Annotated in this window: 11 protein-coding genes and 1 pseudogene; 7 read left to right on the top strand and 5 right to left on the bottom strand. The window is 60.9% G+C overall.

The features are described 5' to 3' along the window. Nucleotides 1-86: 86 nt before the first annotated feature. The 3 genes from BFQ04_RS01825 to secA form a co-directional block, all read right to left on the bottom strand. Nucleotides 87-1,031, bottom strand: coding sequence for a Nudix family hydrolase (locus BFQ04_RS01825; protein ID WP_065949449.1), 945 nt, complete (start codon nucleotides 1,029-1,031; stop codon nucleotides 87-89). 129 nt (nucleotides 1,032-1,160) lie between these two features. Continuing rightward, nucleotides 1,161-2,378, bottom strand: coding sequence for a bifunctional glutamate N-acetyltransferase/amino-acid acetyltransferase ArgJ (argJ, locus tag BFQ04_RS01820; RefSeq protein WP_065949322.1), 1,218 nt, complete (start codon nucleotides 2,376-2,378; stop codon nucleotides 1,161-1,163). 121 nt (nucleotides 2,379-2,499) lie between these two features. Beyond that, nucleotides 2,500-5,235 (bottom strand): preprotein translocase subunit SecA, encoded by a 2,736-nt coding sequence (gene secA, locus BFQ04_RS01815; RefSeq protein WP_065949321.1) that lies wholly within the window; start codon nucleotides 5,233-5,235, stop codon nucleotides 2,500-2,502. 305 nt (nucleotides 5,236-5,540) lie between these two features. Between secA and BFQ04_RS01810 the strand changes: the two genes are divergently transcribed. Beyond that, complete coding sequence (locus tag BFQ04_RS01810; RefSeq protein ID WP_065949320.1) at nucleotides 5,541-5,996, top strand: DUF721 domain-containing protein; 456 nt, start codon at nucleotides 5,541-5,543, stop codon at nucleotides 5,994-5,996. A gap of 3 nt (nucleotides 5,997-5,999) precedes the next feature. Here BFQ04_RS01810 and BFQ04_RS01805 read toward each other — a convergent pair whose 3' ends face one another. Next, nucleotides 6,000-7,478 carry a helicase HerA-like domain-containing protein gene (locus tag BFQ04_RS01805; protein WP_065949319.1) on the bottom strand — a complete coding sequence of 493 codons (1,479 nt, stop codon included), beginning with the start codon at nucleotides 7,476-7,478 and terminating at the stop codon, nucleotides 6,000-6,002. A 205-nt stretch (nucleotides 7,479-7,683) separates the two neighbouring features. On the opposite strand from BFQ04_RS01805, the pseudogene BFQ04_RS30265 reads away from it, so the two are divergent. The 5 genes and pseudogenes from BFQ04_RS30265 to BFQ04_RS01785 all read left to right on the top strand — a co-directional run. After that, nucleotides 7,684-8,715 (top strand): annotated as a pseudogene (locus BFQ04_RS30265) (cache domain-containing protein); the annotation flags it as partial. A gap of 93 nt (nucleotides 8,716-8,808) precedes the next feature. Beyond that, on the top strand, nucleotides 8,809-9,573 hold the full coding sequence (locus BFQ04_RS30260; RefSeq protein ID WP_371914478.1) for a methyl-accepting chemotaxis protein: 765 nt from the start codon (nucleotides 8,809-8,811) through the stop codon (nucleotides 9,571-9,573). A 452-nt stretch (nucleotides 9,574-10,025) separates the two neighbouring features. Continuing rightward, a complete protein-coding gene (locus BFQ04_RS01795) occupies nucleotides 10,026-11,138 on the top strand; it encodes a glycosyltransferase family 4 protein (RefSeq protein ID WP_371914477.1) in 1,113 nt (370 codons plus the stop codon). Continuing rightward, on the top strand, nucleotides 11,131-11,883 hold the full coding sequence (locus BFQ04_RS01790; protein WP_065949316.1) for a DUF2334 domain-containing protein: 753 nt from the start codon (nucleotides 11,131-11,133) through the stop codon (nucleotides 11,881-11,883). The genes BFQ04_RS01795 and BFQ04_RS01790 overlap by 8 nt, the downstream gene beginning before the upstream one ends. Continuing rightward, nucleotides 11,871-12,977 (top strand): lysylphosphatidylglycerol synthase transmembrane domain-containing protein, encoded by a 1,107-nt coding sequence (locus tag BFQ04_RS01785; RefSeq protein WP_065949448.1) that lies wholly within the window; start codon nucleotides 11,871-11,873, stop codon nucleotides 12,975-12,977. Before BFQ04_RS01790 ends, BFQ04_RS01785 begins: the two co-directional genes overlap by 13 nt. Nucleotides 12,978-13,093: 116 nt before the next feature. Here BFQ04_RS01785 and purU read toward each other — a convergent pair whose 3' ends face one another. Next, nucleotides 13,094-13,942, bottom strand: coding sequence for a formyltetrahydrofolate deformylase (gene purU, locus BFQ04_RS01780; RefSeq protein WP_019821236.1), 849 nt, complete (start codon nucleotides 13,940-13,942; stop codon nucleotides 13,094-13,096). 346 nt (nucleotides 13,943-14,288) lie between these two features. Here purU and mvaT point away from each other — a divergent pair, with 346 nt between their 5' ends. Next, complete coding sequence (mvaT, locus tag BFQ04_RS01775) at nucleotides 14,289-14,663, top strand: histone-like nucleoid-structuring protein MvaT (protein WP_003175830.1); 375 nt, start codon at nucleotides 14,289-14,291, stop codon at nucleotides 14,661-14,663. Nucleotides 14,664-14,672: the final 9 nt, after the last annotated feature.

The following is a 14,672-nucleotide window of genomic DNA, read 5'->3' as shown; positions in this document are numbered from 1 at the left end:
GGGCAAGCCCCCTCGCACATTTTGAAAGTGTTCACAAATCAAGTGTGGGAGGGGGCTTGCCCCCGATAGCGCCCGTCAAAGCAACATCAATCCCCCGGCCAAAACGCCCGAATCCCCGCCACACCCTGCGCCCCAACCTCCCACGCCTGCTCCCGCTGCGCAGGCCCAACGCCGCCCAATAGAAACACCGGCTTGCTGAACCCACGGATCAGCTCGGCCGCCTGCTCCCAACCCAACGGCAGGGCCTCGGGATGGGTTTGAGTCGGCTGAACCGGTGACAGCGTGACGAAATCCACGTCCATCAATTCCGCCAGCGCCAGCTCCTGCGCATTGTGGCAAGAAGCCGCCAGCCAACGATCCTTAGGCAGCGGACGGCCCTTGCTCGCATATTTGCGTAATTGCGCCGAGGTCATGTGCCAGCCAGCTGCGGGAAAATCCCCCAGCCATTCGAACGGCCCCTTGATCATCAATTGCGCCTTGCCGGCACACAGGCCCACCGCATCCACCGCCAGATCACGGTATTTGGGGTCGTAGCCGTTGGGTGCGCGCAGTTGAATCAGCTTGATGCCACCTGCAACAGCCTTCTGGATGCCACGTAACAGGGTCGGGGTCTCCAGCTCGCCAGGGGTGATCAGGTATTCGGCGGGCAGGCGCGCAGCGGCGACAATCGGCGCATTCGCCGCCGGGAACGCATAGTTGACGAGGTCCCGTGGCGTCACCCATTCCAACGGCTGCCCTTCAGCGCCGTGGGGCTCGCCGGTGAAGGCCGAGACCTCCCAGACATCCAGCAGCACCTGCTTGTCCGGGTAGTCGTGTTGCACCTGGATCAACGGCCGCGCCGTGGTGACCTGGATGCCCAGTTCTTCCTGCAATTCGCGGGACAAGGCCGTGGCGACCGACTCATCAGCCTCCACCTTGCCGCCGGGAAACTCCCAGAGGCCGCCTTGATGCTGAGTATCGGCGCGGCGTGCCAGCAGGATCCTGCCATCGACACCGCGGATCACCGCTGCTGCTACATGCACTCGTTTCACCGCCACTGCTCCCTCTCGTTATAACCCTTGTAGGAGCGAGCTTGCTCGCGAAGAACGTCAACCATAACGCGTACACCCTGGATGAACGCGGTGGCGTTGAGTTTTTCGCGAGCAAGCTCGCTCCTACTTTCAGGTGCGATATTCCGCGTTGATCTTCACGTACTCGTGGGACAGGTCCGTGGTCCAGATGGTTTCGCTGCACTCGCCGCGACCCAGCTCGATGCGGATGGTGATTTCTTCCTGCTGCATCACTGCCGAGCCCTGGGCTTCGGTATAGGTTCCAGCGCGGGCGCCACGGCTGGCAATGCACACGTCGCCGAGGAACACGTCGATTTTGCTCACGTCCAGGTCAGGCACCCCGGCGCGACCAACGGCTGCGAGGATGCGGCCCCAGTTCGGGTCGGACGCGAACAAGGCGGTCTTGATCAGCGGCGAGTGCGCCACGGTGTAACCCACGTCCAGGCATTCCTGGTGATTGCCGCCGCCGTTGACTTCAACGGTCACGAACTTGGTCGCGCCCTCGCCGTCCCGCACGATGGCCTGGGCCACGTCCATGCACACTTCGAATACCGCCTGCTTCAACGCCGCAAACAGCGGGCCTTCGGTGGAGGTGATTTCCGGCAGGTTAGCCTGGCCGGTGGCGATCAGCATGCAGCAGTCGTTGGTGGAGGTGTCACCGTCGATGGTAATGCGGTTGAACGACTTGTTGGCGCCGTCCAGCATCAGGCGCTGCAACACCTCACGGGAAACTTTGGCATCGGTGGCGATATAACCGAGCATGGTGGCCATGTTCGGACGGATCATGCCCGCGCCCTTGCTGATACCGGTCACGGTCACGGTCACGCCGTCGTGCACGAACTGACGGCTCGCGCCTTTGGGCAAGGTGTCGGTGGTCATGATGCCGGTGGCCGCCGCCGCCCAGTTATCCACAGACAGGTCATCCAGCGCGGCTTGCAGGGCGCCTTCGATTTTCTCCACCGGCAGCGGCTCACCGATCACGCCGGTGGAATACGGCAGCACCTGGCTGGCGTCTACACCGGTCAACTGAGCCAGCTTGGCGCAGGTGCGCGCAGCAGCGACCAGGCCAGGCTCGCCGGTACCGGCATTGGCATTACCCGTGTTGGTCAGCAGGTAACGAATCGACCCGGCCACACGTTGCTTGGCCAGGATTACCGGCGCCGCGCAAAAGGCGTTGAGGGTGAACACACCGGCGACGGTCGAGCCTTCGGCACAACGCATCACCACCACATCCTTGCGCCCTGGACGCTTGATACCGGCCGAAGCGATGCCGAGTTCAAAACCGGCGACCGGGTGCAATGTGGGCAAAGGACCAAGACCAACAGCCATGTATGCGCTCCTTGAGAGAGAGGATGTGTGTGCCGTCACTGTCGACGGGGAATTAATGGCAAAACGCCGCGACGGCTGATGCCGGTCGCGGCGCAGGATGTTGCAGCGTCAGGCGAAAATCTTATTCGATCTGGCCGTGGCAGTGTTTGAATTTCTTACCCGAACCGCAGTAGCACAACTCGTTGCGGCCCAGCTTCTGATCATTGCGTACCGGGGTTTGAGCCAGGGCCACATCGACCTCTTCGCCCAACACCTCAGGCGCATCCAGGCCTGGCGCTTCGTCATGCTGGAACTGCATGCGGGCCGCCAGTGCCTCGGCTTCCTGACGCAGACGTGCTTCTTCCTCGATCGGGTCTTCGCGACGCACCTGAACATGGGACAGCACGCGAATCGAATCGCGCTTGATCGAATCCAGCAGCTCGGAGAACAACGTGAACGACTCGCGCTTGTACTCCTGCTTCGGGTTCTTCTGGGCATAGCCACGCAAATGGATACCGTGGCGCAAGTGATCCATGGTCGACAGGTGGTCTTTCCACAGGTCGTCCAGCACGCGCAGAACGATTTGCTTCTCGAAGGTGCGCAGTGCTTCGGCACTCGCCTGCTCTTCTTTCTCGTTGTACGCGGCCAGCAGCTCGGTCATCAGCTTCTCGCGCAGCGTCTCTTCGTACAGGTGATCGTCTTCGTCCAGCCACTGCTGAACCGGCAGGTCGACCCCGAAGTCGCTCTTCAAGGCAGCTTCCAGACCGGCCACATCCCACTGCTCAGGCAGCGACTGCGGCGGGATATGCGCGCTGACGGTAGCGTTGAGCACGTCCTGGCGGAAGTCAGCGATGGTTTCGCCAATGTTGTCGGCGGCCAGCAACGTGTTACGCATGTGATAGATCACTTTACGTTGTTCGTTGTTGACGTCATCGAACTCAAGCAGTTGCTTGCGAATGTCGAAGTTGCGGCCTTCAACCTTGCGCTGGGCCTTCTCGATCGCGTTGGTCACCATGCGGTGTTCGATCGCTTCCCCGGACTGCATGCCCAGGGCCTTCATGAAGTTCTTCACCCGATCCGAGGCGAAGATACGCATCAGGCTGTCTTCCAGGGACAGGTAGAAACGGCTGGAACCGGCATCACCCTGGCGACCGGCACGACCACGCAACTGGTTGTCGATACGGCGCGATTCGTGACGCTCGGACGCGATCACCTGCAAACCGCCGGATTCCAGCACGGCCTGGTGGCGTTTCTGCCAGTCGGCCTTGATCTGGGCGATCTGCTCGGGGGTCGGGTTGTCGAGGGAGGCCACTTCCACTTCCCAGTTACCGCCCAACAGGATGTCGGTACCACGACCGGCCATGTTGGTGGCGATGGTCAGCGCGCCGGGGCGACCGGCCTGGGCGATGATCTCGGCTTCCTTCTCGTGGAATTTGGCGTTGAGGACCTTGTGCTCGATGCCTTCCTTGTTGAGCAGGTTGGACACGTGCTCGGACGTCTCGATGGTCGCGGTACCCACCAGGATCGGGCGGCCCTTGGCCATGCCGTCCTTGATGTCGTTGATGATCGCCGCGTATTTCTCTTCGGCGGTCAGGAACACCAGGTCGTTATAGTCTTTACGCGCCAGTGGCTTGTTCGGCGGGATGACCACCACCGACAGACCATAGATCTGGTGGAATTCGAACGCTTCGGTGTCGGCCGTACCGGTCATGCCGGACAGTTTGTTGTACAGACGGAAGTAGTTCTGGAAGGTGGTGGACGCCAACGTCTGGCTTTCGGCCTGGATGTTGAGCACTTCCTTGGCTTCGATGGCCTGGTGCAGGCCTTCGGACAAGCGACGACCGGGCATGGTCCGGCCGGTGTGTTCGTCGACCAGTACCACCTGACCGTCCTGGACGATGTATTCGACGTTGCGATGGAACAGCTTGTGGGCGCGCAGGCCGGCATACACGTGGGTCAGCAGGCCCAGGTTATGCGCCGAATACAGGCTCTCGCCCTCGGCCAGCAGGCCGATCTGGGTCAGCATGTCTTCGACGAACTGGTGACCGGCTTCGTTGAGTTCGACCTGACGGGTCTTCTCGTCAATGGTGAAGTGACCTTCTTTGGTCACCACGCCTTCGACTTCCTCGATGTGCTGCTCCAGACGCGGGATCAACTTGTTGATCTCGGTGTACAGGCGCGAGCTGTCTTCGGCCTGGCCGGAGATGATCAGCGGGGTACGGGCTTCGTCGATCAGGATGGAGTCGACTTCGTCGATCACGGCAAAATTGAGTTCGCGCTGGAATTTTTCTTCCATGCTGAACGCCATGTTGTCGCGCAGGTAGTCAAAACCGAATTCGTTGTTGGTGCCGTAGGTGATGTCGGCGGCGTAGGCGGCGCGCTTCTCTTCCGGCGGCTGGAACGGCGTTACCACGCCGACGGTCAGGCCGAGGAATTCATACAGCGGGCGCATCCAGTTGGCGTCGCGGCGAGCCAGGTAGTCGTTCACCGTCACAACGTGCACGCCCTTGCCGGACAATGCGTTGAGGTAAACACCCAGAGTTGCCACCAGGGTCTTGCCTTCACCGGTACGCATTTCGGCAATCATGCCTTCATGCAAGGTCATGCCGCCGATCAACTGGACGTCGAAGTGGCGCATGCCCATGACGCGCTTACCGGCTTCACGGGCAACCGCAAAGGCTTCGGGAAGCAGCTTGTCGAGGGTTTCACCTTTGGCTATGCGGGCCTTGAACTCTTGGGTCTTGGCGCGCAATTGCTCGTCCGACAGGGCAACCATCTGCTCTTCGAAGGCATTGACCAGCTGCACCGTCTTGAGCATGCGTTTGACTTCGCGCTCATTCTTGCTTCCAAAAAGTTTCTTTAACAAAGGCGCAAACATATCGGCAGGTTCTTCCACACATAGGGATGGAGGGCGCACCGTGAGTGGCCCGAGCAGCCCTCACGGCCGCATGCGAACGCGCATTCTACCCGGAATCGTGGGTGAGGAAAGTGGCGTTGTTCCCGGATGCGGGCACGGCGATGTGAGAGGGCTTGTTTAAAATAAGGACTTTTGCTGGACTTTCAACCCATCAAGCGCTGAAGTTACTTATTGATTTCACGGGAAAAGCCCTGCCGATGCATGGGTTCGGGGCCCACAGGCGCTTTCTGTTAAGATGCTCGCTCTGTTACCTAAGGTGTCTAAACATGGCATTTCGCCCTCTTCCAGCCCGCGCTCCCGGCGTGTTGCTTCGCGAAGCCAAGCCGTTGAGAGCCATCTTTGGCCACGCGCAGCGCCTGGGGCATTTGCAACGCCTGCTCGAAAGCCAGCTGCAGCCGGCCGCGCGCGAACACTGTCATGTGGCGTCCTGGCGTGAAGGCAATCTGCTGTTAATTGTCACTGACGGCCACTGGGCGACCCGTTTGCGTTATCAGCAAAAACGCCTGCTGCGCCAATTGATGGTGTTCGATGAGTTTGCCGGCCTGGTGCGTATCCAGTTCAAGGTCCAGCCGCCCACCGTGCTGCGCAGCACGGCGGGACATACAATGGACCTGTCGGACAATGCAGCCGAAACCCTCCAGGCCACGGCCGAAGGGATCAACGATCCGGGGCTGCGCGCGGCCCTGCAACGGCTGGCCGCCCATGCCAGGCCCAAACCCTGAGCCTCACTTGCGCTTGCTGCCGCCCAGCAACGAGCCCAGCAAGCCGCGCACCAACTGCCGCCCCATCTGATTGGCGGCCTGCTGCATGGCCGATTTCAGCGCCTTGCCTGCCGCGGTTCCCAGGAACGCGCCGGCCTTGTCGGTGAAGCTGGGCGCTTGAGCCGCAGGTTTGGCCTCCTCGCTCGGCCCCAAGTCCTTACGCGCCATCAGCACCTCGTAGGCTGATTCGCGGTCAATCGGCTTGTCATAACGGCCCTGCAGCGGCGAACTGGCGATCAACGCCGCACGTTCAGCCTCGGTCAGCGGCCCGATCCGCGACTGTGGCGGCGCAACCAGCACCCGCTGGACCATTTCCGGCGTGCCCTTTTCCTGCAAGGTGCCCACCAGCGCCTCCCCGGTGCCCAACTCGGTCAGCACCGCCAGGGCATCGAAGGCCGGGTTGGGCCGGAAACCGTCCGCCACCGCCCGCAGGGATTTTTGCTCTTTGGTGGTGAATGCCCGCAGGCCATGCTGAATACGCAAGCCCAGTTGCGCCAGCACTGTGTCTGGCAAGTCGCCCGGCGATTGCGTGACGAAGTACACGCCCACGCCTTTGGAGCGAATCAACCGCACCACCTGCTCCAAACGGTCCTGCAACGCCTTGGGCGTGTCGGCGAACAACAGGTGCGCCTCATCGAAAAACAGCGCCAACAGCGGTTTTTCCGCATCACCGCGCTCGGGCAACTGCTCGAACAGTTCCGCCAGCAGCCACAACAGGAAGGTCGCATAGACCTTCGGCGCGTCATGCACCAGGCGGCTGGCGTCCAGCAGATGGATACGGCCGCGCCCGTCGCCGGCGGGCTGCAAAATATCCTCGAGCTGCAGGGCCGGCTCGCCGAACAGGGCTTCGGCGCCCTGCTGCTCCAGCACCGCGAGACGCCGCAACAACGCCTGGCTGGAACCGGTGGTCATCAGCGCCGCATCGTCGCCTAACAGTTCAGGGTGATAACGCAAGTGGTTGAGCAATGCCTTGAGGTCTTTCAGGTCCAGCAGCAACAGGCCTTCCCGGTCGGCCACCTTGAATGTCGCGTACAGCGCCGACTGCTGGCTGTCGGTGAGTTCCAGCAGGCTGCCGAGCAACAACGGGCCCATTTCACTGATGGTGGTGCGCAACGGATGACCGGACTGCCCGTGGATATCCCACAGCGTGACCGGATAAGCCTTCGGCGCGTAATTAAGGAAGGGCATCCCGGCGATGCGTTCGGCGACTTTGCCCTGGGGATTGGCCGCCGCGCCCAGGCCGCAAAGGTCGCCCTTGATGTCGGCGGCGAATACCGCCACGCCCGCATCACTGAAGGCTTCCGCCAGGCGCTGCAAGGTGACGGTCTTGCCAGTCCCCGTGGCACCGGCGATCAGCCCGTGACGGTTGGCCAGGCGCATGGGCTGGGCGATGGGCTGGCCATCTGGGCCGGCGCCGATAAGCAGTTGTGTGGAGTCAGGCATTTCGTCACCTATGGTTAATCTTTAATGCCGCGAGGTCGATATAGACGTATGTAAGCCCGACAAAGACTAAAAAACGGCCAGATAATTCCGACATGGACCAACGGAGCTATCACCAGAAATATCACACCTTTTTTAACGCTGCCATTTTGCGCCTCTTGTACAGGGCGCGCCCTGGATATCAAGACCTTAGCGGACCCTACAAGCCATGAATAAAAACCTGCGCTTCAGCCATAAAATTTTGCTTGCAGCCTCCCTTATCGTCATCGCCGCCTTTGCGTTGTTTACCCTCTATAACGACTACCTTCAGCGCAATGCGATTCGTGACGATCTCAATAGCTACCTGCATGAAATGGGCGACGTCACCGCCGGCAGTATTCAGACCTGGCTCACCGGGCGTATCGCGCTGGTCGAAAACGCCGCGCAGAATATCGCCCTCAACCCCGAACCGTCCGTGGTTGCCAGCCTGCTGGAACAGAAAGCCCTGACATCATCGTTCATGGCAACCTACGTCGGCGACAGCCAGGGCACGTTCACCATCCGCCCTGACACCAAGATGCCCGACGGTTTCGACCCGCGTGTGCGCCCTTGGTACAAGGGCGCCCAGGCCAGCAACGGCGCGACCCTGACCGAGCCTTATATCGACGCGGCCACGGGGCAGCTGATTATTTCCATCGCCACACCGAGTACCAAGGCCGGCCAGAGCATCGGCGTGGTGGGCGGCGATCTGAGCCTGCAAACCCTGGTGGACAACGTTGGCGCGCTGGACTTGGGCGGCATGGGTTACGCGTTCCTGGTCAGTGCAGATGGCAAAGTGCTAGTGCACCCGGACAAGGCCCTGGTCATGAAGACCCTGGCTGACGTGTACCCCAAGGACACGCCGAAGATCAGCGCTGATTTCAGCGAAGTGCAGGCCAATGGCAAGACCAATATCGTCACGTTTACCCCGATCAAGGGCCTGCCATCGGTAAACTGGTACCTGGGCATTTCGGTGGATAAAGCCAAATCGTTCGCCATGCTCACCGAGTTCCGCACGTCGGCGGTCATCGCCACCCTCATCGCCGTGGTGATCATCATCGCGTTGCTGGGCATGCTGATCCGCGTGTTGCTGCAACCGCTGCACGTGATGACCCGCGCCATGCAGGATATTGCCGACGGCGAAGGCGACCTGACCCGGCGCCTGACCATCCAGAACCACGACGAGTTCGGCACCCTGGGCACCGCGTTCAACCGTTTCGTCGAACGCATTCACACCTCGATCCGCGAAGTGTCGTCGGCCACCGAGCAGGTCAATGAAGTGGCATTGCGGGTGGTCAGCGCGTCCAACTCGTCGATGGTCAACTCAGACGAACAGGCCAACCGCACCAACAGCGTCGCTGCTGCGATCAATCAACTGGGCGCTGCCGCCCAGGAAATCGCGCGTAACGCGGCGCAGGCCTCCAGTCAGGCCAGTGATGCGCGGCATTTGGCCGAAGACGGCCAGCAGGTGGTAGACCGCAATATCAAGGCCATGACCCAGCTGTCGAGCATGATCAGCGCCTCCAGCAGCAATATCGAAGCACTGAACAGCAAGACGGTGAACATCGGCCAGATCCTTGAAGTGATCACCAGTATTTCCCAGCAAACCAACTTGCTCGCACTCAACGCCGCCATCGAGGCCGCGCGTGCCGGTGAAGCCGGTCGCGGCTTCGCGGTGGTGGCCGATGAAGTGCGCAACCTGGCGCATCGCACCCAGGAATCGGCGCAACAAGTGCAGAAGATGATCGAGGAACTGCAAGTCGGCGCCCGCGACTCGGTGAGCACCATGAGTGAAAGTCAGCGCCACAGCCAGGACAGCGTGGAAATCGCCAACCTGGCCGGCGAGCGCTTGAACAGCGTGACCCAGCGTATTGGCGAGATCGACGGAATGAACCAGTCCGTGGCCACCGCCACCGAGGAGCAGACCTCCGTCGTGGAGTCGATCAATATGGACATTACTGAAATCAACACCCTCAACCAGGAAGGCGTGGAAAACCTGCAATCGACGCTGCGCGCCTGCACCGACCTTGAACGGCAAGCCGCCCGCCTGAAGCAATTGGTGGGCAGCTTCCGCATCTGATACACAGAGGAGCTTGGCGGTACTCGGTAAAAATGTGGGAGGGGGCTTGCCCCCGATGGCGGCCTCTGGGCCGGCCAGGATATTGGATCAGACCGAGTACATATCCGTTTCTGCGGTAACGGCTGCTAACGGTTCCGCTTTTACAGCGGCTCACTTCGCATCGTGGTTACGGTCAGGTGCTACGGAGGTGTGTAGATACCTATGCCCCGATGAGGGAGATGACACACCGCCATCGGGAACAAGCCCTGATACCAGTCAGCTAAGGCTTTTTGTAGGAGCGAGCTTGCTCGCTCCTACAGAGGGCGGTGTTCGCTTAACTGACTGGTATCAGGGCAAGCCCCTCCCCCATCATTTCAAGCTCGAACACGCAGCACGACACCAATCCCGATCGAACATCTATCCTTACCTCAGGTCCACGTTAAGGAGAGCAATGGATCGGAGGGATGTTCATCGTGCATATCGCTGACATAACCATGTTCTACGCCCCGGCCAGCGGTGGCGTGCGCACTTATCTGGACGCCAAGCACCGGCGCCTGGCGCTCAAGCCCGGCATTCGCCACAGCCTATTGGTGCCGGGAGCCCATTTGAGTGAGCGCGATGGTATTTTCGAGGTGCCGGCGCCGCCGCTGCCCTTCGGCAAAGGCTACCGCTTTCCGCTGCGCCTGGCGCCTTGGCGAAATGTCCTGCACGATTTGCAGCCTGATCTGATCGAGGTCGGCGATCCCTACCTGACCGCCTGGGCGGCCCTGGACGCCCGGCGCCAGCTGGATGTGCCCGTCATCGGCTTTTATCACTCCGATCTTCCCCTGCTGGTGCGTAACCGCATGGGCGCCTGGTTTACCCCCAACGTCGAAGCTTATGTCAGCAAACTCTATGGGAATTTTGACCGGGTACTGGCTCCCAGCCAGGTGATGGCCGACAAACTCATCGGGCTTGGGGTGAAAAATGTCTTCGTGCAACCCCTGGGCGTCGACCTGCAAACCTTTACCCCCGCCGTGCGCGACCCCGGCCTGCGCGCCGAACTGGGGATCGATGAAGACACCCGGCTGCTGATTTTCGCCGGGCGTGGCTCCAAGGAGAAAAACCTGCCGGTGCTGCTCAACTGCATGAAGCGCCTGGGCGAGGGCTATCACTTATTGTTGGTGGGTTCCGGCATGCCGGCCAATGTGCCGGACAATGTCACCGTAGTCGATGGCTTCCGCCCGGCCGATCATGTTGCCCGCCTGATGGCCAGTGCCGATGCGTTGCTGCATGGCGGTGACCAGGAAACCTTCGGCCTGGTCATTCTGGAAGCCATGGCCTGCGGCATTCCGGTGGTCGCCGTGGCGGCCGGGGCCTTCACTGAGATTGTCGACGAGCGCTGCGGCCTGCTCTGCGCGCCCAACAACCCCAAGGCGATGGCCGATGCGGTATGCGAACTGTTTGGCGCCGACAGCCGCCGTCTGGGAGAACAGGCCCGGCGCCATGTCGAACAGCATTACGCGTGGGATGCGGTGGTGGACAGCCTGCTGGGGCATTACCACGCCGTGCTCGGCACACAAAAGCCGATGCTCGCCCATGGTTGAACGATCGGTCATGCTGGTGCTGCACGACGTGGCGCCGAGCACGTGGGCCGATTACCGGCCCTTTGTCGAGGCTGTCGATGCCCTCGGCAATGTCCCTATCACCTGGCTGGTCGTTCCGGACTTTCATCATCACAACGCTCTGGCCGCCCATGCAGACTTCCGCCGCCTGCTCGACAACCGTGTAGCCAAAGGCGATGAACTCACCTTGCACGGGTATTACCACTGCGACGACCAACCCCGGCCGCGTACGCCACGGCAATGGTTCATGCGGCGCATCTATACCCATGAGGGCGAGTTCTACCAGTTGTCCGAGGCCGAGGCCTTGCGGCGCTTGACCGACGGCATCGAGGTATTCCAGCGCAATGACTGGCCCCTGCAAGGGTTTGTCGCTCCCGCCTGGTTGATGAGCCAGGGCACGCGGCTGGCGTTGCGCCAGCTACCGCTGAGTTACACCAGCGACCCGCAGCACCTGTATCGCCTGCCTGACTTCACGCCCATCCACGCCCCGGGCCTGGTGTGGAGCGCGCGCAGTGCGTGGCGCCGAGGCATGTCCAGGGTCTTGAGCGATCGACGCGAACAGCGCTGGCAGTGCGCACCGGTGATCCGATTAGGGTTGCACCCCGTCGATATGCGTCACGCATTTTCCCGTGATTACTGGCTGCAAACCCTGGAGCGCCTGCTTGACGATGGACGCACGCCACAGACCAAATCCGCGTGGCTGTCGACGCTGCCATGCGCCGGCTGATCTGGCTGGTGCTGGCGCTGATGGTCGCACTGGTGATCCCGGTGTGGCTGGGTGGCGGCGAAACCGTTGCGCGCCTGCGCCAGTTCCCCCTGCCCCAGTTACTGGGGATGTTTGTCATGATCATCGGCTGCTGGTTGATCAACAGCCTGCGCCTGCGCTTGTTGCTTGGCCAGCAGCGCAGTCGGTTGGGATGGCGCAAAAGCCTGGGCGTGGTGATATCGACCGAATTCGCCACGTGCGCGACCCCAGGCGGCAGCGGCGGACCACTGACGCTGATGGGACTGCTGGCACGCAACGGCATACGGCCCGCCCATGGCAGCGCGGTGTTTGCCATGGACCAGTTGAGTGACTTGCTGTTCTTTTTCTGCGCACTGGTGGGCATCGTGCTGTATGCGCTGTTCCATACGCTCAGCCCACGCCTGGAAGGGCTGCTGGGGCTCAGTGCCGTGTCGATGGTCGGTGGAATCGTCGGCTGCGTGTTGGTGGTGCGCTTTCATCGCCGCCTGATTCGCCTGGCCGGACGGGCACTCAAGGCCATGAAGGTGCGCGTCGGCACCCGCCGGCGCTGGGCCCGCCGGTTGCTGCGCTTTCTTGCGGCATTCACCCAAACGCTGAAATTGCCCTGGAGCACTCTGCTCGGGGTGTTCGCGCTGACCAGCCTGCATTGGTTATTACGCTACAGCGTGTTGTACCTGGCGCTGCGTGGCCTGGGTGGGCAGGTGCAGTGGGCCTGGAGCTTCCTGATCCAGATGCTGTCATTGACCGCCGGGCAATTCAGCCTGCTGCCAGGCGGGGCCGGGGCGGCGGAGTTGACGTCGGCGGCATTGCTCGCGCCGATGGTGGGCAACGCCACGGCGGCGGCGGCCATCCTGATCTGGCGGGCAGTGACCTACTACTTCTATCTGCTGGCCGGTGCGCCAGTGTTTCTGTTGATGGTGGGCAAGCCGCTGCTCAAGTGTCTTTTTCGGGAGCAGCGGGCGGCTTCTCATCCTGCAACTGTTCCCACAACTGGGCAGCACCGGGAAAGTCAGTACCATCCTGCGCATCCAGCGCGTCCGGGTCGTAGCGACTCAGACAGCCCTCGCCCACGGTAGCGGGTGGCCTGGAAGTCGCCTTGTCGAGTGGGTCGGTCATGGCCGCCTCCTGAAAATGAAAAGGGCCCGGAGAGTTTTACTCCCGGGCCCCTGCTTGTTCAATCAAAACGCGTCGGTCAGAACACCACGGTCTTGTTGCCGTGCACCAATACGCGATCTTCCAAGTGATAACGCAAGCCACGGGCCAACACCATCTTCTCGACGTCGCGGCCGAAACGCACCATGTCTTCGATGCTGTCGCTATGGCTGACGCGCACCACGTCCTGCTCGATGATCGGACCGGCGTCCAGCTCTTCGGTGACGTAGTGACAGGTCGCGCCGATCAGCTTCACACCGCGCAGGGACGCCTGGTGATAAGGCTTGGCCCCCACGAACGACGGCAGGAAGCTGTGGTGAATGTTGATCACCTTGCCGGCGTATTCGCGGCACAGTTCCGGCGGCAGGATCTGCATGTAGCGCGCCAGCACCACCACGTCGGCATCGTGCTGCTTGACCAGGCGCGATACCTCGGCGAATGCGGGCTCCTTGTCCTGCGGGTTGACCGGCACATGGTAATAGGGGATGCCATGCCACTCGACCATGCTGCGCAGGTCGTCATGGTTGGAGATTACACAGGCGATCTCGCAATCGAGTTCATCGCTGTGCCAGCGGTGCAGCAGGTCCGCCAGGCAGTGGGATTCACGGCTGGCCATCAGCACGACACGTTTCTTCTGTTCTGTGTCGGTGATGTGCCAGGTCATCGAAAACTCTTCGGCGATCGGCGCAAACGCCTCACGAAAAGCTTCCAGACCAAAAGGCAAGGTATCGGCACGAATTTCGTGACGCATGAAAAACCAACCGCTGAGATCATCCGAGTGATGGCTCGCCTCGGTGATCCAACCGTTATGAGAAGCCAGAAAGTTACTGACCTTGGCAACGATGCCAACCCGGTCCGGGCAAGCAATCACCAGCCGAAAAGTGCGCATTAGGGGGAAACTCCAGAACTTCGCAAAGGCCGCCATTCTAGCGATTGCGCAGAAAAACTGCAGTACTCCTTGTGCCTTATTCTGATCCCCGGCGCTGGCAACACCCCTTAATAGCGTAAGGTTTTACCACCGTTATATGGCCTTACACACGCACGCTCGGCACTTAGCAGAATTAAGCTGATTGTTTTTAGCCGCGCGCCCCACTAATTAACTCGACTGCACAGCGCTGCGAAAAACTTCACTCTAATTCACCCGAATAGCTGCTTAAATGTTTACTTGATGAAATTGCCTGACTATTATTAGGCCACTCACCCTGTCAATCAGCGTTCTACATAAGGTAGTCCACATGTCTCTGATCAACGAATACCGCGCCACCGAAGAAGCTATCAAAGAGCTGCAAGCCCGTTTGAAGAACCTGTCGCAAGACGACAAGCTGAAAACCGAGCTGGAATTTGAAGGCAAACTGCGCACCCTGATGGGCGAATACTCCAAATCCCTGCGTGACATCATCGCGCTGCTGGATCCGGAATCCAAAGTTAAAGCACCGCGCGGCGCTGTGAAAACTACCGGCACCAAACGTGCTCGCAAGGTCAAGCAGTACAAAAACCCGCACAACGGTGAAGTGATTGAAACCAAAGGTGGCAATCACAAGACGCTGAAAGAGTGGAAAGCCAAGTGGGGCGGTGACGTGGTAGAAGGTTGGGCTACCCTGCTGGGCTAAGCCTGGTCG

Origin of the sequence: Pseudomonas sp. 37 R 15 (assembly GCF_900004865.1) — a bacterium.
Classification (GTDB): domain Bacteria; phylum Pseudomonadota; class Gammaproteobacteria; order Pseudomonadales; family Pseudomonadaceae; genus Aquipseudomonas; species Aquipseudomonas fluorescens_AM.
Note: the sequence above shows the minus strand (reverse complement) of the source record. Positions and strands in the feature narration are given on the sequence as shown.